The 23,514-nt window shown below is 68.0% G+C and carries 12 protein-coding genes; 2 read left to right on the top strand and 10 right to left on the bottom strand.

Annotated elements, in window-relative coordinates:
- Nucleotides 1-9: 9 nt before the first annotated feature.
- The 3 genes from ON39_RS40420 to ON39_RS40410 form a co-directional block, all read right to left on the bottom strand.
- A complete protein-coding gene (locus tag ON39_RS40420) occupies nt 10-2,304 on the bottom strand; it encodes an ABC transporter ATP-binding protein (RefSeq protein ID WP_063713463.1) in 2,295 nt (764 codons plus the stop codon).
- A gap of 45 nt (nt 2,305-2,349) precedes the next feature.
- Nucleotides 2,350-2,574 (bottom strand): DUF5132 domain-containing protein, encoded by a 225-nt coding sequence (locus ON39_RS40415; RefSeq protein WP_211336448.1) that lies wholly within the window; start codon nt 2,572-2,574, stop codon nt 2,350-2,352.
- Nucleotides 2,575-2,683: 109 nt separating this feature from the next.
- A complete protein-coding gene (locus ON39_RS40410; RefSeq protein WP_051187724.1) occupies nt 2,684-15,208 on the bottom strand; it encodes a non-ribosomal peptide synthetase in 12,525 nt (4,174 codons plus the stop codon).
- A gap of 384 nt (nt 15,209-15,592) precedes the next feature.
- Between ON39_RS40410 and ON39_RS40405 the strand changes: the two genes are divergently transcribed.
- A complete protein-coding gene (locus ON39_RS40405) occupies nt 15,593-16,924 on the top strand; it encodes a TerD family protein (protein WP_040742150.1) in 1,332 nt (443 codons plus the stop codon).
- A 15-nt stretch (nt 16,925-16,939) separates the two neighbouring features.
- On the opposite strand, the gene ON39_RS40400 is transcribed toward ON39_RS40405, so the two are convergent.
- The 4 genes from ON39_RS40400 to ON39_RS40390 all read right to left on the bottom strand — a co-directional run bounded on the left by ON39_RS40400 (nt 16,940) and on the right by ON39_RS40390 (nt 20,006).
- Nucleotides 16,940-17,515, bottom strand: a complete 576-nt coding sequence (locus ON39_RS40400; protein ID WP_040742164.1) for a TerD family protein — start codon at nt 17,513-17,515, stop codon at nt 16,940-16,942.
- A gap of 647 nt (nt 17,516-18,162) precedes the next feature.
- Nucleotides 18,163-18,621 (bottom strand): VOC family protein, encoded by a 459-nt coding sequence (locus ON39_RS40395; protein ID WP_051187723.1) that lies wholly within the window; start codon nt 18,619-18,621, stop codon nt 18,163-18,165.
- A 117-nt stretch (nt 18,622-18,738) separates the two neighbouring features.
- Nucleotides 18,739-19,002 (bottom strand): hypothetical protein, encoded by a 264-nt coding sequence (locus ON39_RS49370; protein WP_146251323.1) that lies wholly within the window; start codon nt 19,000-19,002, stop codon nt 18,739-18,741.
- Between the two features lie 374 nt (nt 19,003-19,376).
- The gene (locus ON39_RS40390; protein WP_040742149.1) at nt 19,377-20,006 is read right to left on the bottom strand and encodes a TetR/AcrR family transcriptional regulator; all 630 of its coding nucleotides are present in this window, start codon (nt 20,004-20,006) and stop codon (nt 19,377-19,379) included.
- Between the two features lie 65 nt (nt 20,007-20,071).
- Between ON39_RS40390 and ON39_RS40385 the strand changes: the two genes are divergently transcribed.
- Nucleotides 20,072-21,535 (top strand): carboxylesterase/lipase family protein, encoded by a 1,464-nt coding sequence (locus ON39_RS40385; protein ID WP_051187722.1) that lies wholly within the window; start codon nt 20,072-20,074, stop codon nt 21,533-21,535.
- Nucleotides 21,536-21,617: 82 nt separating this feature from the next.
- Here the strand turns inward: ON39_RS40385 and ON39_RS40380 are convergent, their stop codons facing one another.
- The 3 genes from ON39_RS40380 to ON39_RS40370 all read right to left on the bottom strand — a co-directional run.
- Nucleotides 21,618-22,547, bottom strand: coding sequence for an asparagine synthase-related protein (locus ON39_RS40380; protein ID WP_255219337.1), 930 nt, complete (start codon nt 22,545-22,547; stop codon nt 21,618-21,620).
- A 28-nt stretch (nt 22,548-22,575) separates the two neighbouring features.
- The gene (locus ON39_RS40375; RefSeq protein ID WP_040742147.1) at nt 22,576-22,821 is read right to left on the bottom strand and encodes a hypothetical protein; all 246 of its coding nucleotides are present in this window, start codon (nt 22,819-22,821) and stop codon (nt 22,576-22,578) included.
- A 276-nt stretch (nt 22,822-23,097) separates the two neighbouring features.
- On the bottom strand, nt 23,098-23,514 hold a 417-nt coding region (locus ON39_RS40370; protein ID WP_040742145.1), incomplete at its 5' end, for a hypothetical protein.

The following is a 23,514-nucleotide window of genomic DNA, read 5'->3' as shown; positions in this document are numbered from 1 at the left end:
AGCCACAATTCAGTCTCGTTCGCCGTCCCCGACCTGCAGGCGCCACAGCGAGGCGTACACACCGGCCCGCGCGAGCAGCTCCACGTGCGTCCCCTCCTCGACGATCTCGCCGCCCGCGCCCATGACATAGATCCAATCCGCATGGCGGATGGTCGAGAGGCGATGGGCGATGAGCACGAGCGTGCGGTCGCGGGCGAACTCGGTGAGCGCCCGCTGGATCGACGCCTCGGTCTCGTTGTCGACCGCCGACGTGGCCTCGTCGAGGACGAGGATCGGCGCGTCCTTGACGATGGCCCGAGCCAGCGAAAGCCGTTGCCGCTGACCACCCGACAGCGCCACGCCGCGTTCTCCGACCATGCTGTCGTACTGGTCGGGCATGGCTTCGATGAATGCGGCGGCCTCGGCCAGCCGGGCCGCCCGCATCACGTCGTCGCGTCCGGCGTCGAAGGTGCCGTATCGGATGTTGTCCTCGACCGACCCGTCGAACAGGAACGCGTCCTGGGCGACGAAGCCGATGCACCGCCGTAGATCCTCGAGCCTGAGCTCGCGAATGTCCGCACCGTCGAGCAGCACCCGACCCGACTGGACCTCGTGCAGCCGCAGCAGGAGCTTGGCCACCGTGGTCTTCCCCGCACCGGTGGCGCCGACCAAGCCGGTGGTTTTTCTTCCTCGCAGCCGCATCGACACGTTCCGTAGCGCGGGGGCGCGTCCGGGGTAGGCGAATGTCACCCCGTCCAGAACGATCTCGCGTTGAAGCGTCGCCACGTCGATGGGGCGGCCGGTCCCGCTCGGCTCGACCGGGAGCTCGAGCAGTTCGAGCACCCGCCCCAGCGCCGCGAGCGTCCTTTCGTAGTCCTCGACGGCGGAGCCGACCTCGGGCAGCCGCAGTAGCAGGAACGTCGGGAGGGAGATCAGGCCGTTGTACGTCTCCAGCGAGAGCGTGCCCGCCAGGACGCTCGAGCCGCCGAACAGCAGCACGCCGATCAGGGCCGACATGGAGAACACCTGGACCGCGTGGCTGTACCGCGTCGTCTCCACGTCGATCCGGTGATTGGCCGCGCGGTAAGCCTGGCTGAGTCGTTCGATGCGCTCGATCTCGAAGTCTTCGGCCCCAAAGCTTTTGACGGTGGCGCTGGCTTCCAGATTGTTGGTGAGCTGGCTGGTGAGCTGCCTGCGTGTTTCACCGCCCTCGGCATGGCCGGGGGCGACACGCTCCTGGTAATAGAACGACGCCGCGGCGATCGCGGGTGCGGGCAGCAGTGCGATCCAGGCGAGGTGCGGCGCCCAGAAGAGGAACGATCCGATGAGCACGACGGCGGTGACACCGATCTCGACGATGGTGCCCGCGGACCCGGACAGCACGCGGCCGAGCTGTGCGATATCGGTGGTGAGCAGGTCGGCGAGGCGGGTCGTGCGCTCGCGCTCCAGCGAACCCAGCGAGCCGCGCTGCACGACGGCGTAAACCTTGCCCCGCCACTCGTGCTCGATCGTATTGGCCAGGTCGCGCCACCGGATCGTGGTGGCGTAGGACACGAGCGCGTAACCGAGGTACGCGACGAGCGTCAGGCCGCTCAGGAACCACAGCTGGCTCGACGCGCCGGCCAGGCCCAGGCCGGCCAGCAGCGAGGTGGGTCCTCGCGTCAGGACGGCCAGCATCCACCCGATCACCAGCAGCGGCGTGAGGTAGAGCAGCTGCCCGAGCGCGGACATGGCGACCGCGATCCAGAAGGCGCGCCGGTGACGACCGAGGATCGTGCGGAGGCCGCCCTTGACCGGCGACCGGGCGCCGGTGCCGAGCTGACGCGCCCGCGATCGTCGCCATCCCCGATAGACGATGACGCCGGTCGCCGCGACGACAGCGGCGAGACGCACCGTCGGGAACTGCAACAGCCCGCGCACCACGAGAGCCGCCGCCCCGATGCCGTACGTAATCGAAAGGCCGCCAACCTGTTTCGGTGCCAACCCGCGCCACCACCACTTGCGCGCCAAGGAACCTACCCCTGCGCCACGCGAAGCCGGAACAACGGCGGGCTGAACGTCCTCGGCGACCTCGCCGACGGCGTGCCGAACCAGGCCCGCGACCTCCCTCGAGCCGAGGGCCGGGTCGTGGGTGATCAGCAGTCGGCCGCTGATCGAGCTCGCGCGGGCCGACAAGACGCCCGGTTGGGAGCGCAGCCACGCCCCCAACTGTTCGGCCGTCCGCTTGCGACCGAGCACGGGCCCGACCTCCCAGCGCTGGCGGCCGGGAATCACCGAGACGGACCGGACCCGGCGGTCGACCGCGTCGTCAACGAGGATCGTCATCGAGGCGCCCACCCGAGTGACGGCGGCAGGCGTGCGGGCCGCAGGTCACGGCTTTCCCGTCGGCCGTGACTTGGCCGCCGCCGGAGCGTTGGCCGTCACGGTAGCGTTGGCCGGAGCCTGCGCGGCGGCCGCCTCGGCACTCGCCTCGGTCGCGAGGCCCGCCACCTCGGCGGCGGCCTCTTCGGCGAGTTTCTTGGCCTCGATCGCCACCCGGAACGTGCCCTTGGTGATGCCACGCACCAACGGCTTGACCAAGGGACCTGCCACCATTCCCGTGATGAAAAGTGTGGCCGGCTTTGCCAGGAGCGCTGGAATCATTGTTCTGTCCTTTCTTCTCGCCCGAGGGCGTTCGATCTAGCTCTGACATTTCCGGAGGTGGTCACGCGGTCGAGGGTTGTCGGGCGAGTGCGTGAAGATATCGGCGTAACGTCGCCTCCGAGACGCCGGGCACGGTGAGTGATTTGTGCGCGATGTCGTGGTGGCCGTTCGTCGCGCACGGTCCCGGGTCGCCGTTCACCGCGGCCGCCAGCAGCGCGGCGAGAATCTCGTACTCCTCCACCTCGGCCGCGCCGAGGTCGCGGAACCACTGGGTGCTCGGTGTGGGCTCGACGACGTGCCCGCACCAGCGGGCCTGCTTCACGATGGTCGCCAACGACGTACGGCGCTCCGCGGTCACCACGAAGGACAGCGGATCTCCCGGCGCCGGCTCATGGCCTGCGACGAGCGCCGCGACCTGGCACACCGGCGCCCAATCCTCGGTCAGGTGGAGGCTGGGCGCGGTCTCCAGTTCGAGAATGCACCGAATGGTCCGGACGAGGATGTCGGCATCGTTGCTCACGCCCGTCTCGCAGTCGCCGGCCAAGCGCGGAACGCGATAAATACTGGCAGGCAACCCGTGGCGGATAGCGTCTCGAACGACTTGCTCCGCGTCCCACTTCGTGTGCAGATATCCCGAGCCCTGTTCTCGTCGGGTGGGGTCGTACGCGCTCAAGGAACTCGTCGAGATGTATTTGAACGGCTTGCGCCAGGTCGAGGCGGCGAGAAGGAGAAGTTCCCGGGTGCCTCGGACATTCGCGGGCTCGAGTGCCGCGTAGTCCTGGAACGCGTCGACACGCGCTCCGTTGTGGACGATCAGATCGATCTCGTTCGACAGCCTTCGATATTCGCTCGTACTGAGGCCGAGTCGTGGAAGCGTCAAATCGCCTGGGACGACGTCTATTCGGCTGTGCGGCAGGACCGTGTCGGTGAGGCCATAGCGATCGAGGCTCGTCCACAACTTGTCCCACGCCGCCGAGCGGCTGCCGGCACGTACCAGGCAGTGCACGCGCCCGGGATGCTGTGACAGCAGGGCACGCAGGAGGAAGGCACCGAAGAACCCCGTCGCTCCGGTGAGCAGGATGTTGCTCCCGTAGCTCCTGGCGTAGGGGGCGAGCGGGGTCGGCCAGCTGCCCCAGCTGCGCGGGGACGGTATTGGACTGTGCCCGTTCGACGGCGCGTCGACGAGGGCCGGAACCGCGTGGAGCGCGGCGACCAGCGCGGCGACCGTCTGGTGCCGGAAGATCTCGCGCAAGGGGACGTGCACCGGCAGTATTTCGCGGAGCCGGAAGGCGACGCGCGCGGCCAGCAGGGAGTCCCCGCCCAACTCGAAGAAGTTGTCGTCGCGGCCGACCCGTGCGACGCCGAGAACCTCCGCCCACGCCGCGGCCACGACCTTCTCCTCGGGGCCGCGCGGCGCCACGAACCCGGCATCCCTCCGCTCGCCGACGGGGAGCGCGGCCGCGTCGAGCTTGCCGTGGGAGGTCAGCGGGAGGGAGTCGAGGACGACGCAGGACGAGGGCACCATGTAGTCCGGCAGCCGCTCGCCCAGGTAGCGGCGTAGTTCGTCGCCGTGGACCGGCCCGGAGGCGACGACGTAGGCGACCAGACGCGGCGCGCCGGGCGGCTCGGCGCGCAGGACGACCGCGGCCTGTTCGATGTCCGGACGCGCCGTCAACGCGGCCTCGATCTCGCCCGGCTCCACGCGGAAGCCCCGGATTTTGACCTGGTCGTCGGCCCGGCCCAGGAACTCCACCTCGCCGTCGGCCCGCCGCCGGACGCGGTCCGAGGTGCGGTACATGCGAGCCCCAGCCGGTCCGTACGGATCGGCGACGAACCGCGCGGCCGTCAGACCGGCCCGGCCGATGTACCCGCGGGCCACGCCCTCGCCCGCGAGATACAGCTCTCCCGCCACGCCGGGGACGGCCGGGCGCAACCCGTCGTCCAAAACGTATGCCCGCGTGCGGGTTACGGGCCGGCCGAGCACCGGTGACGGCGATTCGTCCACCGCCGCGATGAGCGCGTCGACCGTGCACTCGGTGGGCCCGTAGAGGTTCAGCCCGTGCACGCCCGCCGAGCGCAGGCTGTCCCACAGTCGGCGCGACGCGGCCTCGCCACCCACCATCACCACGCTTGGTCGCCAGTGGCCCGGGTCGAGCAGGCCCCGGCCGACCAGCAGCTCCGCGAAGGACGGCGTCGTGTCGACGCAGTCGATTTCGCGACCGACGACGTAGCCGACGAGAGCGTCGGGGTCGCGGCGGATGTTGTCGTCGACGACGTGCACCTCGTGGCCGGCGAAGAGCCACGACAAGGGATCCCATGACGCGTCGAAGGCGAACGGCGTCGTGTGCGCGATGCGGAGCGGTCGACCCGCGACCAGGCGCGTCGCGGTCGCGAACACGTGTGCGCGGTGGTGCTCGATCAGGTTGACGATGTTGCGATGGCAGACGACAACGCCTTTGGGCGTGCCGGTCGAGCCCGAGGTGAAGACGACGTACGCGGGATGGTCGGCACAGAGGTCGTGGGTCCGGTCGCGGTTCGTGGGGTCGGTAACCGCGGCGGTTGCCAGCTCTTCGCGGACCATGTCCTCGTCGAGCAGGAGCCGGTCGACGCCGAGGCTGCCGAGCACACCGGCGGTCGACGTGTCGCCGATCGCGAGGCGACTTCCGGCCGCGGTCACCATCATGGCTGTGCGGGCGGGAGGATGACGGGGGTCGAGCGGGACGTAGGCGGCACCGGCCTTGAGGATCGCCAGAATCGCGACGACGAACTCCATACCGCGCGGCAAGGCAAGGGCCACAGGGGTTTCCGGGCCGGCACCCCGCGCGATGAGAGCATGCGCCAGACGGTTGGCCCGAGTGTTGAGTGCGGCATAGGTAAGAGTGTCAGCACCGAAGGTCACCGCCGACGCATCGGGAGTCGCCTCCACCTGAGCCTCGAACAACTCCGGCACCGTCACGAACGCGCAGGCGGTGTCGTTGACCTCCCCGGCCGAATACCGACGTTCTTCAGCCGAAAGGATGTCGAGCACCGTGATCGGCGCGTCGGGCTCCGCAACCGCCGCCTCGAGCAGGCGATGCAGACGGGTGACGAGATCAGCGACGGTGGTGGCGTCGAACAGATCGGTGGCGTATTCGACGCTGCCGACAATGCCGTCCGGGCGGCCGTGGGGAGTGCGCTGCTCCCGCAAACTCACGGTGAGGTCGAACGCCGCGGTGCCCGGATCGACCGGGATGCGCGTGACATCGACGCCTGGAAGGTCGAATTCGCCGTCGCCGGCGTTCTGCACCGCGAGCATGACTTGAAACAGCGGGTGGTGCGACAGGGAGCGGACCGGGTTGAGGACCTCGACCAGATACTCGAACGGGACGTCCTGATGGGCGTAAGCGCCCAGAGCACGTTCGCGGACACGGCCGACGAGCTCGGTGAAGGAAGGCTCGCCCGACGTATCTGTGCGCAGGACAAGGGTATTGACGAAGAATCCGACCAGATCGTCGAGGGATTCGTCGGTGCGTCCGGCGATGGGACTGCCGATGGGAATGTCGGTGCCTGCACCGAGCCTCGACAACAATGTGGCCAGCCCGGCCTGCAAAACCATGAACAAACTGGCACCGTTTCGGCGCGCCAGCAAGATGAGCCCCTCGTGCAATTCCGGCGAAAGGCGAACGTCGAGACGGTCACCCTGGTTCGTGCCGGTCACCGGTCGAGGCCGGTCGGCAGGCAATTCGAGACACTCGGGCAGCCCCGCGAGAATGTCGGTCCAGTATGCGAGCTGACCGGCGACAAGACTGGCGGGGTCGGTGGCCGCACCGAGCAGCCGGTGTTGCCACAGGGTGTAATCGGCGTACTGCACCGGCAACGGCACCCAAGCCGGCGCCCGACCACGGCTGCGCGCCTGGTAGGCGCTGACCAGGTCGCGAGCCAGCGGGCCGATCGACCAGCCGTCACCGGCGATGTGATGCACCACCAGCAACAGGACCACATCGGCAGGCCCGAGCACGAAAAGGTCTGCGCGAAAAGGAATCTCGACGGCCAGGTCGAATCCGTTCCGCGCGGCCGCGGTCAGCGCCGCGGCGAGGTCGTCCTCGTCGAGATGCGTGATCTTCAGTCCGGGGCGGGCGGTGTCGGAGTCGAGGACCCGTTGCATGGGTACGCCGTCATGGCGAGGAAACACGGTGCGCAGCGCCTCGTGCCGGGCGACCACATCACCCAGCGCCACCTCGAGCGCGGGCCGATCGATCGGACCACGCAGACGCAGCGCGAGCGGAATGTTATAGGTGCTGAAGCCCTCACCGAGCTGATCGAGGAACCACAGCCGACGCTGGGCGAACGACAGCGGCATCGGCTCCGGCCGCGCCACCGCCAGCACCGGCGGACGCGGACGGCCCGCCTGATCCAGGCACGCCGCGAGCGCGGCGACGGTGGGTCGTTCGAACAGCGTGCGCAGCTCCACCTCGACCCCGAACGTGGCCCGCACCCGCGCCACCAGGCGAGTGGCCAGTAGCGAATGCCCACCGAGAGCGAAGAAGTCGTCCTCGACACCGACCGTCGCACGACCCAGCGTCTCGGCGAACAACTCGGTCAGCACCTGCTCCTGTGGGCTCCGCGGCGCACGACCGCCTCCGGCCATCAACTCGGGCAGCGACGAACCACCTCCAGCCACCGGCTCTGGGACAGGCAGTGCGGCCCGGTCGAGCTTGCCGTTGACCGTCAACGGCAACGCATCCAGCAGCACTATCGCCGCGGGCACCATGTAGTCCGGCACACACCGACGCAAGTGCTCCCGCAACTCCCCCGCGGCGGTGGTCGCTCCGGCACGCGGAACCGCATAGGCGACGATCAGCTTCTCCGAGCCGACCTCGCTGACCACCACAGCGGCACGAGCCACATCAGCGTGAGCGACCAGAACAGCCTCGATCTCACCCGGCTCGATACGGAAGCCACGAATCTTCACCTGATCATCGATCCGGCCCACGAACTCCAGATCCCCATTACCGTTGCAGCGCACCAGATCTCCCGTGCGATAAAGACGCGCACCCGGTGGGCCGTACGGGTCAGCGACGAACCGCTCGGCACACCGACCTGGCTGCCCCAGATAGCCTCGGGCCAACCCGGCGCCGCCGAGGAAGAGCTCACCGACCACACCCACAGGCACCGGGGCAAGAAACGCGTCCAGCACGTAAGCCCTCGTGTTGGCCATCGGCCGGCCGATCGGCAGCGCCGAACCCGGCACGCGATCCGGGTCGGTGGCCATCGGCACCGACCGAGCCGAACCCGGCAGACCGTCCGGGTCGACGAAGTGGCAGGTGGCGAAGGTGGTCGACTCCGTCGGACCGTAGACGTGCACGACCGTCACTTGCGGGCATGCCCGCGCCACGGCCGCCACGGCCCCCGGCGACGCCAGCTCCCCGCCGGTCCACACCTGCGTCGACGTCGCGAAACACTGCGGGTCGTGCTCGGCCAGCACATTGAACAACGCTGTCGTGAGGAAGACGCTCGTCACTCCCTGATCGCGGACCGCAGGCGCCAAATCTCCTGGTGGCGCGATAACTATCTCGCCGCCATTGAGCAGCGGCACCCACAGCTCGTAGGTGGACCCGTCGAATGCCGCGGGGGAATGCATTAGCACCCTGGCATGGGCACCACCGGTCCAGCGCGGATCCGACGCGAACGCCACCACGTTGGCGTGAGTGACGCCGATACCTTTCGGCGCGCCCGTTGATCCCGACGTGTACATCACATAGGCAAGCTCGCCGGCGTGGCGACGGATCTCGGGGTCGCCGCCACACCGGCCGGCCACCTCCGCCCGTACTGCCTCATCGTCCACCAGCAGCACCTGACACCGTTGTTCGCCGACGGGAACCGTCGCCGTATCACTCACCAGCACCGAGACCCCGGTCTGAGTCATCATCATGGACGTTCGAGCCGGAGGATGACGAGGATCGAGAGGGACGTAGGCAGCACCGGCTTTGAGGATCGCCAGAATCGCGACGACTAACTCGATACCGCGCGGCAAGGCAAGGGCCACCGTCGTTTCCGGGCCCACACCCCGCGCGAGGAGAGCATGCGCCAGGCGATTGGCCCGAGTATTGAGCTCGGCGTAACTGAGTGTGACAGCACCGAAGGTCACCGCCGCTAGAGCGGGATTGGCAATGGCGTGGGCCTGAAACAACTCGGGCACAGTGACTTCGGGGACCGCGCGGGCGGTGTCGTTGATGTCCCGGAGTAGATACCGACGTTCCTCGGCGGACAAGATGTCGAGCATCGTGATCGGAACATCCGGCCGGGCGACCGCCGACTCGAGCAGACGGTGCAGGCGGGCGGCGAGGACGCTGATGGTGGTCGCGTCGAACAGATCGGTGGCGTATTGGATGCTGCCGACGATGCCGTCGGGGCGGCCCTCGGGAGTGCGTTGTTCCCGCAGACTCAGGGTGAGGTCGAACGCGGCGGTGCCGGAATTGACGGGGATTCTGGTGACATCGACGCCGGGGAGGTCGAATTCGCCGTCGCCGGCGTTCTGCACCGCGAGCATGACTTGAAACAGCGGGTGGTGCGACAGGGAGCGGACCGGGTTGAGGACCTCGACGAGATACTCGAACGGGACGTCCTGGTGGGCGTAAGCGCCGAGAGCCCGTTCGCGGACGCGGGCCAGAAGTTCCGTGAAGGACGGCTCGCCCGAGGTATCCGTGCGCAGGACAAGGGTATTCACGAAGAACCCGACGAGGTCGTCCAGGGATTCGTCGGTGCGACCGGCGATGGGGCTGCCGATGGGGATATCGGTGCCTGCACCGAGCCGGGCCAGCAATGCGGCCAGCCCAGCCTGCAAAACCATGAACAAACTGGCACCGTTTCGGCGCGCCAGCGTGATGAGCCCGGCGTGCAGGGCCGGCGTCATGCTGACGTCGAGTCGGTCTCCCTGGTTCGTGCAGGTCGTGTGGCGCGGCCGGTCGACGGGCAACTCGAGGCGTTCGGGCAGTCCGGCGAGGGTGCTGGTCCAGTAGGTGAGTTGAGTGGCGACCAGACTGCCGGGGTCGGTGGCCTCGCCGAGCAGATCGTGTTGCCAGACAGTGTAATCGGCGTACTGCACCGGCAGCGGTGTCCAGGCCGGCCCCTGACCACGGCTGCGCGCCCGGTAGGCGCTGACCAGGTCGCGGGCGAGGGGGCCGATCGACCACCCGTCACCGGCGATGTGGTGTATCACCAGCAACAAAACCACGTCAGCAGGTCCGAGCACGAAAAGGTCGGCATGGACCGGCATCTCGACGGCCAGGTTGAATCTGACCCGCGCGGCCGCGGTCAGCGCCGCGGCGAGGTCGTCCTCGTCGAGGTGCGTGAATTTCAGTCCGGGACGGGCGGTTTCGGGGTCGAGGACCCGTTGAACCGGCACGCCGTCGTGGCGCGGGAACACGGTGCGCAACGACTCGTGCCGGGCGACCACATCACCGAGCGCGGCCTCGAGCGCAGGGCGGTCGACGGGTCCGCGCAACCGCAGCGCGAGGGGAATGTTGTAGGTGCTGGCGGCGCCCTGCCCGAGCTGTTCGAGGAACCACAGGCGACGCTGAGCGAACGACAGCGGCATCGGCTCCGGCCGGACCGCCCTGAGCACGGCGGGACGCGGGCACCCCGCTCGATCCAGGCACGCCGCGAGCGCGGCGGCGGTGGGCCGCTCGAACAGGGTGCGCAGCTCCAACTCGACCCCGAAGGTAGCGCGTACCCGGGCGGCCAGTCGCGTGGCCAGCAGCGAATGACCGCCGAGCGCGAAGAAGTCGTCCTCCACACCGACCACCGCACGACCAAGCGTCTCGGCGAACAACTCGGTGAGGATCTGCTCCTGCGGACTCCGCGGCGCACGACCGATTCCCGCCACCAACTCGGGGGCGGGCAACGCAGCCCGGTCGACCTTCCCATTGACGGTCAACGGCAATGCGTCCAACGGCACCACCGCCGCGGGCACCATATAGTCCGGCACACATCGCCGCAGATGGGCACGCAATTCTTCAGCACCCGTAATCGCCTCCGCCCGCAAAACCACATAGGCGACGATCTGCTTCTCCGAACCATCCTGACGGACCATCACGGCAGCGCGAGTCACATCCGCATGAGCGACCAGCACGGCCTCGATCTCGCCTGGCTCGATACGGAAACCACGAATCTTCACCTGATCATCGGCCCGACCTACGAACTCCAGCACCCCGTCGGCGTTGTAGCGAACCAAATCCCCTGTGCGATAAAGACGTTCGCCCGACGGGCCATACGGGTCGGCGACGAACCGCTCCGCACACCGACCAGGCTGCCCCAGATAGCCTCGGGCCAACCCGGCACCACCGAGGAAAAGCTCACCGACCACACCCACAGGCACCGGGGCAAGAAACGCATCCAGCACATAAACCCTGGTATTCGCCATCGGCCGGCCGATCGGCACCGACTGAACCGAATCCGGCAGACAGTGCGAGTCGACTGAATGGTAGGTGGCCAAGGTGGTCGACTCCGTCGGGCCGTAACCATTCACGACCTCGACTTCTGGGCATGCTCGCGCCACGGCCGTTACGGCCTCCGGCGAGGCTATCTCCCCGGCGTTCCACACCGCGGCCAACGTCGCGAAACACTTCGGATCGTGCTCGGCCAGCAGGTTGAACAATGCCGTGGTGAGGACGACGCCCGTAACTCTCCGCTCGCGCACCACCCGGGTGAAACTTATTGGCTCCACATGGTTTCCCGGTGGTGCTATCACTATCTCACCGCCGTTGAGCAGCGGCACCCACAACTCATAAGTGGCTCCGTCGAAGGCGGGCGAAGACTGCAGCAACACCCTGGCATGGGCACCGCCGGTCCAACACGGGTCCGACACGAACGCCACCACGTTGGCGTGAGTGGTCCCGATTCCCTTGGGCGCGCCCGTCGATCCCGACGTGTACATCACATAAGCAAGCTGGTCAGGATGACGCCAGACTTTCGGATTGTCCGAACACCGCCCGGCCGCCTCCGCACGGACCGCCTCATCATCGACCAGCAGCACCCGACACCGATACTCACCGGCCGGGGCGGTCGCCGCATCACTCACCAGCACCGACACCCCGGTCTGCGCCATCATCATGTCCGCGCGAGCCGGAGGATGACGAGGATCGAGAGGGACGTAGACAGCACCGGCTTTGAGGATCGCCAGAATCGCGACGACCAGCTCGATACCGCGCGGCAAGGCAAGGGCCACCGCGGTTTCCGGACCGACACCCCGCGCGATGAGAGCATGCGCCAAACGATTGGCCCGAGTGTTGAGCTCGGCATAACTGAGCGTGACAGCACCGAGAGTCACCGCCGCCGCCTCCGGAGTCGCCTCCGCCTGAGCCTCGAACAACTCCGGCACCGTCCCCCTCGGAAACGCGCAGGCGGTGTCGTTGACCTCCTTCAGCAAATACCGCCGTTCCTCCACAGCCAAAATATCCAGCGCCCCAATAGGAACCTCGGGCTCAGCAACCGCCGCCTCGAGCAGGCGAAGGTACTGCCGCAGCATGCGCTCGGCGGTCGCGCGGGAGAAGAGCGCGTCGGCGTACTCCCAGATGAGCGTGATGGGTGCGGCGGGGTCGTCGATCCCCCGTCCGATCTGCTGCTCCGCGCGCGGGATCACGACCACGCTCAGATCGGCCTTGGCGGAACCGTTGTGGCGCTCGACGATCGTGCCGTGAATGCCCTCGAAATCGACGGGCGGCACGTGTGCGTCGTGAAAGCTGAACATCACCTGGACCAGCGGGTTGCGCGAGTTGTCCCGCGGCAGGCTCAGGGCGTTGACGAGCTGGTCGAAGGGCATGTCCTGCCAGTCGAACGCCCGGGTCGTGCTCGCCTGGGTCCGCCGCACCAGCTCGGCGAACCCCATGTGGGCCGCGGCCCGGAGCCGCAGCACGACGGTATTGACCACCATGCCCATGAGCGCCTCGATCTCGGCCAGCCGGCGGTTGGCCGCGCCACATCCGACGAGCAGGTCGGTGGCCTGGGTGTAGCGGTGCAGCAGGCTTGCGAAGCCGCTGAGCATCGTCGAGTAGAGCGTCACCCCGTGGTCGCGACTGAACCGGCGGAGGCGCTCGGCCAGCGCGGGCGCGAGGTCGACCCGCACGGCGTCGCCGGTGAAGCTCTGCATCGCCGGCCGCGGCCGGTCGGTCGGGAGCTCGAGCACCGGCGAGCAGCCCGCGAGCTCTGTGGTCCAAAAGGCCAGGTACCGATCGAGAACCTTGTCGCGCAGCCACTCCCGCTGCCACGTAGCGAAATCGCCCAGCTGCACAGCGAGTTCGGGAAGCGGCGACGGCCGACCGTGGACGAACGCGCTGTAAATCGCCTGCAGTTCGGTCAGGAGGATCGCCCACGACCACCCGTCGTGCACGAGGTGGTGCTCGACGTGCACGAGGACGTGGTCGTCCTCGGCGTGCCGGACCAGCAGCCACCGCGCCAGCGGCGGATTGTCCAGATCGAACGGGACGCGGACCGTCTCCCGGACGATCTCCTCCGTCCGCGCCTCACGCTCGTCGCCGCCGAGTCGGCTCACGTCGATCACCGGCAGCGGGACCGGCATCGGCGGAATCGGCTGCTGCACGGGCACACCGTCGACCGACCAGAAGCGCGAGCGATAGACCTCGTGCCTGCGGACGATCTCGGTCAGCGTGACCCGCAGCGTCGACGGGTCGAGGGGACCTCGCAGCCGCACGGTGGCCTGCGCGTTGTAGGCCAGGTTGCCCGGCGCCAGTTGTTCGAGGAACCAGATTCGTTCCTGCGGAAACGTGAGCGGGAGCGGCCTGTCCCGGCCGACAGCCACGAGCGGAGGCAACGGTATTTCGGGCTGCTCGGCGCTGTCGAGGTACGCGGCCATCGCCCGCACGGACGGACCCGTGGCGATCCGCGAGGTCGGCAGCTCCCGGCCGAGCGACGTCCGCACCCGCGCGGACAGCCGGCCGGCCAGCAGCGAATGACCGCCCAGGTCGAAGAAGTCGTCGTCGAGTCCGACCTCGTCCACGCCGAGTAGTTCCCGGACGAATGCGCCGATCGCCTGCTCGGTGGGCGTGGAGTCCGCTGAGACGGGCCGCTCGACTCTCGCACGTTGGGGATCGGGCAGCGCCCGGCGATCGATCTTCCCGCTGGGCGACAGCGGCAATGCCGTCAGCACCACGACCGCCGAGGGAACAAGGTGCGTGGGAAGTCGCTCGGCGAGGAACGTTCGCAACGCGCCGGGAGTGACGTCGGCCCCGGCCGCGTAAGCCACCAGCCGATCGCCGCGCACGATCGTCACGGCGCCGGCCACCGCGGGATGTTCCCGCAGGGCGGCCGACACCTCCTCGGGCTCGACCCGGATTCCGCGTAGCTTCACCTGCTCGTCGATCCGGCCGAGGAACTCGATCTCGTTGCCGCGCAACCGGACTCGGTCGCCGGTCAGGTAGAGCCGTCTGCCCGGCTCCGGCGCGTGCGGATCGGCCACGAATCGCTGGGAGGTGAGGCCCGGCGCGTCGAGGTAGCCCCGGGCGACCCCGGCGCCGCCGATGGCCAGCTCGCCCGCCACCCCCGCAGGCAGCGGACGCAGGTGCTCGTCCAGCACGACGGCGCGGACGCCGGCCATCGCACGTCCGATGGTCGGGACTCCCTTGCCCGCGCTGAACTCGGCGATCGTCGCGCAGACGGTGGCTTCCGTCGGGCCGTACGCGTTGTACAACCGGCGGCCGGCCGCCCACCTGTCGGCCAGGGGCCGCGGGAGGGCCTCACCCGCGCACACCAATACTTCGAGGTCGGGCAAGTCTGCGTCGGGCAGCGTCGCCAGCACCGAGGGGGGCAGCGTGACGTGGGTGATCCGGGCGGAGCGCAGCAACTCGGCCAGTCCGGGCCCCGGCGCGAGCGCGGGGCGCGGCGCCATGACGAGAGTGGCCCCCGCCTGCAACGCCATGACGACCTCCGACACCGCGGCGTCGAAACTGGTGGGCGCGAACTGCAAAACCCGCTTACCTGGCCCGACACCGAAGGCTGCGGCCTGGGCCGACGCCAAGTTCGCCAGCCCGCGATGCGCGAGGGCCACGCCTTTGGGCCGCCCCGTGGAGCCCGAGGTGAAGATGGCGTAGGCGAGATCGTCGGGAGCGATTGTCCTCGAAGGTTTTTCGATCCGGTCGATATCTCCCTCGGCCTCGGGCGCGACCCGGCGGACCGTGTTCCCGATCGCGGCGGCGCCGATCTCGTCGGCGACGACCAGCTCGATCTTCGACGCCGTCAGCATGTACTCGAGGCGCGGACGCGGGTACGACGGATCCAACGGCACCCACGCCGCGCCGGCGCGCCAGATCGCCAGGATGGCCACGATCAGCTCGGGCGAGCGGTCGACCGCCACGCCGAGCAGCGTCTCGGCGCCGACGCCGAGCGCGCGCAGGTGCGACGCCAAGCGCGCGGAGCGGACCTCCAGCTCCCGGTAGGTGAGATGCCGGTCGCCGGACTCCACGGCGACGAGATCCGCCGCGGTGGCCGCCCGGCGAACGAACGCGTCGTGAAACGGCCGAAACGCTCGGCTCGACCGGTCGCCCCCGGCCGCCGGGCACGCACCGATCAGGTCTGCCAACGGGTTGGTCACCATGCTGCCCCCTACGAACGCTCCGACGTTGCTACCGCATTTGCTGTCGAGCTACTCCCCACCGATCGTTGCACGCTCCGCCTCCCCCGTCGACGGCATCGAACGGAAAAGTCTTGCATCCCAATACAACCCGGAGAGTCGAACCCGCGCGACGCCCATCGGCCGGGCAATGCAACTGGACGACCGTGCAGCTCTCTGCATTCCAGCGGCGTCACTCGCCGTCACACACGCCCTCCCAACCGGAGGTATGGAATCCGACCGAAAGCCGCTCGGCGGCAACGAAAGATTGGTCATCGGCTATCGACCATTCGGCGATTGCCGCTGGAGTGGCATCGTATTGTGCTTCTAGAGTGGCCTTGAACAGCGACGCCGAGCGAAGGACGAGTCGTGTCAGCTGCACTTGTCAAAGGTCAGAATGGTCCACTGCCGGTCACCGACGTGGTGGTCTCGGTCGAGGTCGCGGCGTCGTCGGACGTGTCGGCGCTCCTGGTGACCGAACGAGGAAAAGTGCGGACGGACGCCGATTTCGTCTTCTACAATCAGCCGAACGGCCCCGGCGTTCGGCTACAGCCGGGCGCACCCAATCAGCCTGCGACGCTGGCGATTTCACTGAATCACGTGCCTGCCGACATCGCGCAGGTCCGGGCGGTGATCACGCTCGCCGATCCGAACGGCAGGTTCGGCCGACTGCCCGCGCCGACCGCGGTCGTCGCCGACCACTCGGGCAACCGGCTCTATGAGTATCGAATCGAGGGATTGTCGAGCGAGTCGGTCGTGATCGCCCTCGAACTCTATCGGCGCCAGGGCGGCTGGAAAGTACGCGCGGTCGGGCAAGGTTATGCGGGCGGGTTCGCCGACTTGGTCACCGATCACGGCGTGCGCGTCGATGACGCACCGCAACCGAATCCTGCTCCGCAACAACCGCTTCCGGCGTCGACGCAACCCCGGCAGTCCGTGCAACAGCCCGCACCGGCGACGCCGACCCAGAACTATGCGGCACCGCCGCCTCCTCCCCAGTATCCGTCCTATCCGCCGCCGGTGCCCGAACCTCGGACGAACTACACCCCGCCGACTTATCCGCCTGCGCCGCAAGCCTATTCGCAGCCCACGCCGCCGACCGGCGAGGTTTCCCTGGCGAAGGGACGACCGGTCAGCCTCGACAAGGGCCAGCGCGTCACATTGCGCAAGGAGGGCGGTGTCGCATTGACTTTCATCCGAATGGGATTGGGCTGGGATCCGGTCAAGCGACGCGGCGGCTTCTTCGGCAGCCGCACCCTGGAGATCGACCTCGATGCCTGGGTGGCGATGTTCGCGGACACGAACCTCGTCGACATCGCCTACTACGGACAGTTGAGCTCCAAGGACGGCTCGATCCGCCATCAGGGCGACAATCTGACCGGCGAGGGCGAGGGCGACGACGAGGTGATCCTGGTCGACCTGACCCGCATCCCCGCCCATGTCACGACGTTGTTGTTCGTCGTCACCTCATACCAGGGCCATACTTTCGAACAGATCGCCAACGCGTTCTGCCGTTTGGTGGACGCCACCACCGACGCCGAGCTGGCCCGCTACTCGCTCACCGGCGGCATGCCGTTCACCGCCATCACCATGGCGAAGGTGTATCGCGCGGGCACGGATTGGAAGCTGCAGGCACTCGGCGACGGTTTCCAGGCCAAACACCCCGGCGAGGCGGTCGGACAGCTCGGCCGGTTTCTCTGATATCGGCGCGGTCCGTCAGATATTGACGCCGTAATCACGGGCGATGCCGGCCAGCCCCGACGCGTAGCCCTGCCCGATGGCGCGAAACTTCCACTCCGCGCCGTGCCGATAGAGCTCGCCGAACAGCATCGCTGTCTCGCTGGAAGCGTCCTCGGTGAGGTCGTAGCGCGCGAGCTCGGCACCGGTCGCACGGTCGACCACGCGAATGAACGCGTTGCGGACCTGCCCGAAGGACTGCTGACGTGCCTCGGCGTCGTGGATGGAGACGGGGAAGAAGATATTGGTGATCGTCGGCGGGGTCGCGGCCAGGTCGACGTTGATGACCTCGTCGTCGCCCTCGCCCTCACCGGTCAGGTTGTCGCCGGTGTGTTCGATGCTGCCCTCCGGTGAGCGCAGGTTGTTGTAGAACACGAAATGGCTGTCGGACAACACCTTCTGGTTCGGGCCGGTGGCCAGCGCGCTGGCATCGAGGTCGAAATCGGCACCGGTGGTCGACCGCACGTCCCAGCCCAAGCCGACGGCTACCGCGGTCAGGTTCGGCGCCTGCTTCGACAGCGATACGTTGCCGCCCTTCGCCAGCGTGACACCCATGACGAATCCCTCCTTGTAGTGGTAGAACCGCTTCCGCCATCGGTCCGGGTCGGCCGTTGAGGCGAGGTTCGGATTCGACCCTAGCCATTTCGCGGCGGCAGCGCCGCGCACGCGCTCATCGGCCGAATCGTATTTCTCGACCCACCCATCGGTCGACCGATCCTTGTCACCGAGGTATCCGGAGTCGAGCTGGTCGGCGAGGGTGAGTACGCGCCGCCGTAACTCGATCAGTTCGATGAAATCTCTGGTCAAGGGAAGACCGGCGGCGTCGGCGCGGATGATCGCGCGCGCTGAAGTGGCGTCGGCCGCCGCCACCTCGGCACGCAGCCTGGACGCCACTGTGTGCAGGAGGCGATTCGAAAGCCGCTCGGCCTCGTTCATGATCACCCCTCCGCGTGCGAAGTCACCCCGATCGACCGCGGCGATCCAGGGAACAATGGACTAAGGCGGAGATCTTGTGGCAGAGCGTGTTTCACTGGCTGGACAAACCAGATACCGACCTGTTCGAGCATACGTGCGTCACGCGGCCGAAGCAGCTCCATACCCCGCTGGGATCGTCCGGCAGTCCAGCCGCGGTACGAAAGGCCTGCGGCGAGGCCCGGTGGTCACCGAGTCCGGGTGTCCGAGCCGCGATGGAATCGACCGTCTCATCCGGCCGCGGACTGTTCGCCGAATACCCGCGGCATCAGGACTACCAGCCATCGGTCCGGATCTTCGAACAGCACCGCGCCGGCCCGTGCCCAGTACGGATTGGCAGGCGCAACCGGCCGGAGTCCGCGCTCGACCAGTCGATCCACCACGACCTGCAGCGCTTGCTGCCCGCGCAGATACAGCACGAGCTGATTCTCCGGATGTGGTGTCGGTATCACCGGCGGCGATCCATGCTGAGTGATCTCCATTTGCACCTCGGCTCCCGGGAGCCCGAATACGACTCCGTCGTAACCGTCGTGGTCACACCACTGAGCCAGGATGGTCAACCCGACGCCGTCCCGGTAGAACGCCACGACTTCATCGAACCGTGCCGTAGGCCGGGCGAACCGCACCGCTCCGACGCTGAGATGACTTGGCCACACATCCACTCCAACACCATCATTCGACCGTTCCATCCCCGATCCCGGTCTCGGAGGTCATCGGCACGAGGGGGTGAGACGCGGTGCACCCAAGGGCCTCAGGCGCTCGGTCCAAGACCTGACCCGTCGATCAGCGCGCGGATCCCCAGCAGATCAACCGGACGCTGCGCGCGAACTGCTCATCCCGCTCATACGCTGCCGCCCCAGATGTGGTGAGCGGATAACGCGCGCGCAAATCCGGTGTCGTCGAATACCTTGGGCGGCAATCGCATTGACGGTCGTCGCGATCGTGGCGGTGCTCGCCCAATTGCTTTGGCCCACAATGATGGACGCGTTCGATGCCGACCCCAGCAGATCCGGCTGGTGGCGGCCGGTGTTCATGCAGAACGGCGGCGCGAGCGGCGCGATATGGAACATCGCCACCCTCGGCCCGCCGCCCACGATACTACGCCGGCGAACTCGGCCTCGCGGTCATCGCCGGACTCGCCGAATGATGCTGGGGCGCAACCATAGCGGTCGCGCCGTTCGCCGTCGGCGCACTCCTGCCCGCCCATCTCGACGCTGCTCTCGGCCTCGACAACGCCGGTCTACTTCGCCGGAACCTCCGGAGCGACATGCTTTCTCGGTGTCACGACCACCGCCGCCCTAATGCTGCGCGCACACTCGCTGTCCGACCGACCGCGCTCACTGGCCGCACCGGCACCGGGGCGTGGACAGTCGCCTCAGCCGAGGACCGGCATTGCCGGAGAACCGCGCCGCCGACGGTCCGCCGAGTGCGAGCACCTACTTTCTCAGCCCCCTCGATCGAATGCAAGCGCAACGAAACGGGTGATCACCGTGGACGCTTCGTCGGGGTCGATGTCGCCGCGTGCCAGTTGCAGTAGTAGTCCCTCGACGAGGGACAGCAGTCCGCGCGCATCGCGCAGCGCGTCATCGCCGGAGTAGCTGGTCGTGCTCGAGCGGAGAGCAGCGGCGATCGCGGCGGCGAGCCGATCGGAACCGGCGGACAGGCGAGCCGACATCTCCGGACTCCGCGCGGCTCTGTTCACCACCGCCAGCCATGCCATCACCTGTATGCGCCAGCTGTCGTCGGGCCGCCGCTCGGCCGCGGGATCGGCGATGGCCCCAGGCACCATACGCCGAAGTACTTCGCGCACAGACGATTCCGCGTGCCGCGGGTCGGCGAGTGTGGCGAGTTGGTCGACGAGCCGCTCGTCGAGGATATCGAGCACTCCCCCGACGGAGTAGTCGAGAAGATCGTCCATCCCGTCGAAGTAGTGCTGCAACGAACCGAGCGACAACCCCGCCTCCGCGGCGACCCGGCGCAGGCTCACCGCATCCCAGCCTTCCCGAAAGGCCAACCGCCACAACGCGGCCGCCACTTCGTCGCGTCGCTGCGTTCGATCGACGATCTTCGGCATCCGGCCTCCTTTTTAGTACAGTGACTTATATCAGTTCGGGAAGTGACAAGAACCGAGGGGTCACGATGGATGTTGTCGTCCGCGCCGCATGCGGTGCCGTACGAGGTGTAGCGCGCCAGGGATATTGCACCTTCTTCGCCATCCCTTACGCCGCACCGCTGGTCGGTGCCCGGCGATTCCGGAGTCCGGCTCCGCCACAGCGGTGGGACGGCGTGCGCGACGCGCGCAGGTTCGGCTCCTCGGTCCCGCAGCCGGTTCTGTGGCACCCCGGCGACGACCCGGAATGCCTCACCGTGAATGTGTGGACCCCTGATGTCGGTACCTCCGGCATGCCGGTCATGGTGTGGCTGCACGGCGGCGCGTGTATGGGCGGCACCGCCGCCACCCCTGATTTCGACGGCGCGGCCTTCGCCGCCGCGGGAATCGTCCTGGTAACAGTCAACTATCGGGTGGGATACGAGGGTTTCGGCTGGGTCGACGATGCGCCGTGCAATCGAGGCGTACTCGATCAGATCGCCGCACTGCGCTGGGTGCGCGACAACATAGCCGCCTTCGGCGGAGACCCGGACGCGATATCCCTGATCGGGCAGTCGGCCGGCGCGTCATCGATCGTGGGTCTGATGGCCGGTGATCGCGAGCCGGACCTGTTTCGGCGCGCAATCGCGCAGAGCCCGGGAAAGATCTTCGTTCCCGTCGAGGAGGCCCGTGCCGTATCCGCGATGATCACCTCGCAACTCGGCGTCCGGCCCACCGCCGACGCGTTGGCAGCGCTGCCACCCGAGAAGATTCACGCGGTGCAGATGGCGCCGGTGGCCGTCATGGCTGCCGAACCGGGGCGATGGACTCTTCCGAACGCGCCCTACTCGATGATCATCGACCACGAATTGTTCGACGCCCCACCGTGGTTCGGCCGAGCCGCAGTCGGCACGAGCCGCGAACTGGTCTGCGGGTTCACCACGGACGAAGCCCGGATGTTCACCGCGAATGTGGATCTGTCAGGTTCCGACCCGGTCGATACCGCCCGCGCCTGCGGATTGGACGCCGGCGCGGTCCGCGATTACCGATCCGGAAATCCAGGCCTCACCGACGACGACCTGCACGCCCTCATCCTCTCCGACGCCCTGTTCCGGCTGCCCGCGCTGTGGTGCGCCGAGGCCGCCGCCGACGCGGGAACGCCTACCTGCCTGTACGAATTCGCATGGCAGAGCCCGGCGCGCGACGGTGCGCTGCGCGCCTGCCACGGCCTCGACGTCCCCTTCACTTTCGACACGCCCCGGGGCCCGCTCGCCACCGACCTCATCGGGCCGGAAGTTCCGCCGGACTTCGCCGAACTGTCGGCCGCGATGCGAAATGCCTTCAGCGCCTTCGCCACGACCGGCGACCCGGGGTGGCCGCGGTTCGACACCACCCGACGAGTCCATCAAATCTGGCGAACACCACCTGAATTGGGCCACGACCCACTGTCGACGTCCCGCCATATCTGGCGCCACGGACCGGCACACGACCGGTCTCCCGCCGATGCATCATGAGCGAAACGGCCGGGCGCCTTCCTTGCGTAACCTCCACGCCGGCCGGGGCGACTACCGGCCGGCCATCGTGAACGCGCAAGGCTCAGTCCACTTCATAGCCGGGCGGCGGCGGCTCGCTCCACGCCATCGAATCGCGAAACGCGGCTTCGAGTGTCGCGAACCAACCCGAGTCCATCCCGAACCCGGGACGCTCGAGCCAGATCAGGCCCCACGGATATGTTGGGCCAAAACCGTGCTCGGAGTATGCGATGCCCGTCCCGGACTCGGGAAACTCGGCCACGATGTACCCCGGATAACGCGGCTCGCGGAATTCGGGATGCCGGTCCCCGTAGTCCCAATCGAGCATGCAGACGCGCGGGCGAACGAGGTAGCCCTGCAAACTTTCGACCAGCTTAACGCTGTGGATCTTGGCGACCTCGTCCGCGACAAGCATCGCCATCTCGGTGTCGTCTCGCACCGGCACAATCGTATGCGCTCCCAAGGATTTCCGACGCGCTGAACAGCCGGCACGTGCAGCGCCGTGCCCGATACACTCCAGGACAGGGAATCTCGCGGAGACGGGCGGGTCGGTCGGGCCGGCGGCGAAACGAGCGAGCCAGTCGCGGTAGGAACGGCGGTCCAGCAGTTGCCGCAGCGCTGCCGCGTAGCGCCACCTGTCGAGCGCGGCGTGACCGCGCAGATTCCGCAGCGCGGTGCGGGGAGTGCGAAACACCATATCGTGCAGATGGGCCGGCGCGGCACTCAGCAATTCGTCGCCGCCGAGCCCGCACAGGTGCAGCCATGATCCGTGTTCTCCGGCGAGGTAGACCAGCGAACGCCATCTGCGGTCGAGCACGAGTCCGCAAGGCTCGTCGAATATCTGGTCGACGTTGTCGCTGTCGGTCACATCGAAGGCGGTCAGGGTACTGGGGATGACGTGATGGTCGATAGCGCCGTTCAGGGCGGCGGCGGTCCGGCGCGCCCAGACCGCGTCGTCGGCGCGTGGATCGACGCCTGTGTGGGTGTAAGCGATTACGCGCGCCGGACCACGAAAGATCTCGTCAGTGGCCCGCGGCCAAGAACGGCAGGAACCGCGACAAGAAATCCTCGACGGCGGGCAGTGCCAGAATGCGAGTCACCGCGCCGCACACCGCGATCAGCTGCGCGACGGCCGGCACGGTATCGATACCGCCTGCGACCGCGACAACAGGGATGAGCGAGGCGAGTGCGACCAGCACGGCGAAGACCGTGCGGGCTGTGGCCTGCCAGGGGTAGGCGACCTGGGTAGGGGTGGCGAGATCTGGCATGTGAATCTCCTTGTGCCTGTTTACTTCTGGGGGTGGCGGTGCGGACTTCATCGCGCCTGAGATCGCGCAGAGCGCCCTCGTTGCGCACGACCAGGCCGTCGAGCGAGGCGTTTCGCGTTGTAGTCGCCTTCGGCCCTGTCTCATCCACGGCCCGCCCTCGCCTGAGTCCGTCGATTCAGGATGGCGGCTTCCCGGCCTGGCCGATACCGATTGTTCCGGCCAGCCGAACAGCCCCGATCGTCCGCGATCTAGGCGTGATTCCGGCCGCCGGTCAGCTCACTGTTCGCCGCGACAGACGCCCGGCGGCGCCGGTCGCCGCTGTCGTCCTGGCCCGAGCCCCTCCTGCGGGTGGCGAGCCTGTGCGCGTTCGTCGCCGGTCGACGCGGCTGCGGCGGGCACGCCGTCGTCCACCGCGCTGCCGATCCTGCGCCCGTCGTAGCTGCGGCGGTCGCAGCGGGCGCCCCAGTCGCGCCAGTCGCGGCAGTCGCAGCGGTGGCGGCAGTCGCAGCCGTGGAGGTGTGTGCGGCCCGCTCGCCCCCGATGCTCGCGGATCACGTTGCCGCGCACAGCGTTCGGCACGCCCCACCTGACTGCCCAGCCCAGCTGCGCGGAGATACAGCGGCCCTCCAGGCGTTGGGCCGCACGGCGTTTCACCCCAACCTGCGACGGCGGCCGGTGACCTTCGGTCTGCTC

It is taken from the genome of Nocardia tenerifensis NBRC 101015, assembly GCF_000308715.1.
Taxonomy (GTDB): Bacteria; Actinomycetota; Actinomycetes; order Mycobacteriales; family Mycobacteriaceae; genus Nocardia; species Nocardia tenerifensis.
The sequence above is the reverse complement of the archived record's forward strand: the minus strand, read 5'-3'. Positions and strand labels throughout refer to the sequence as shown.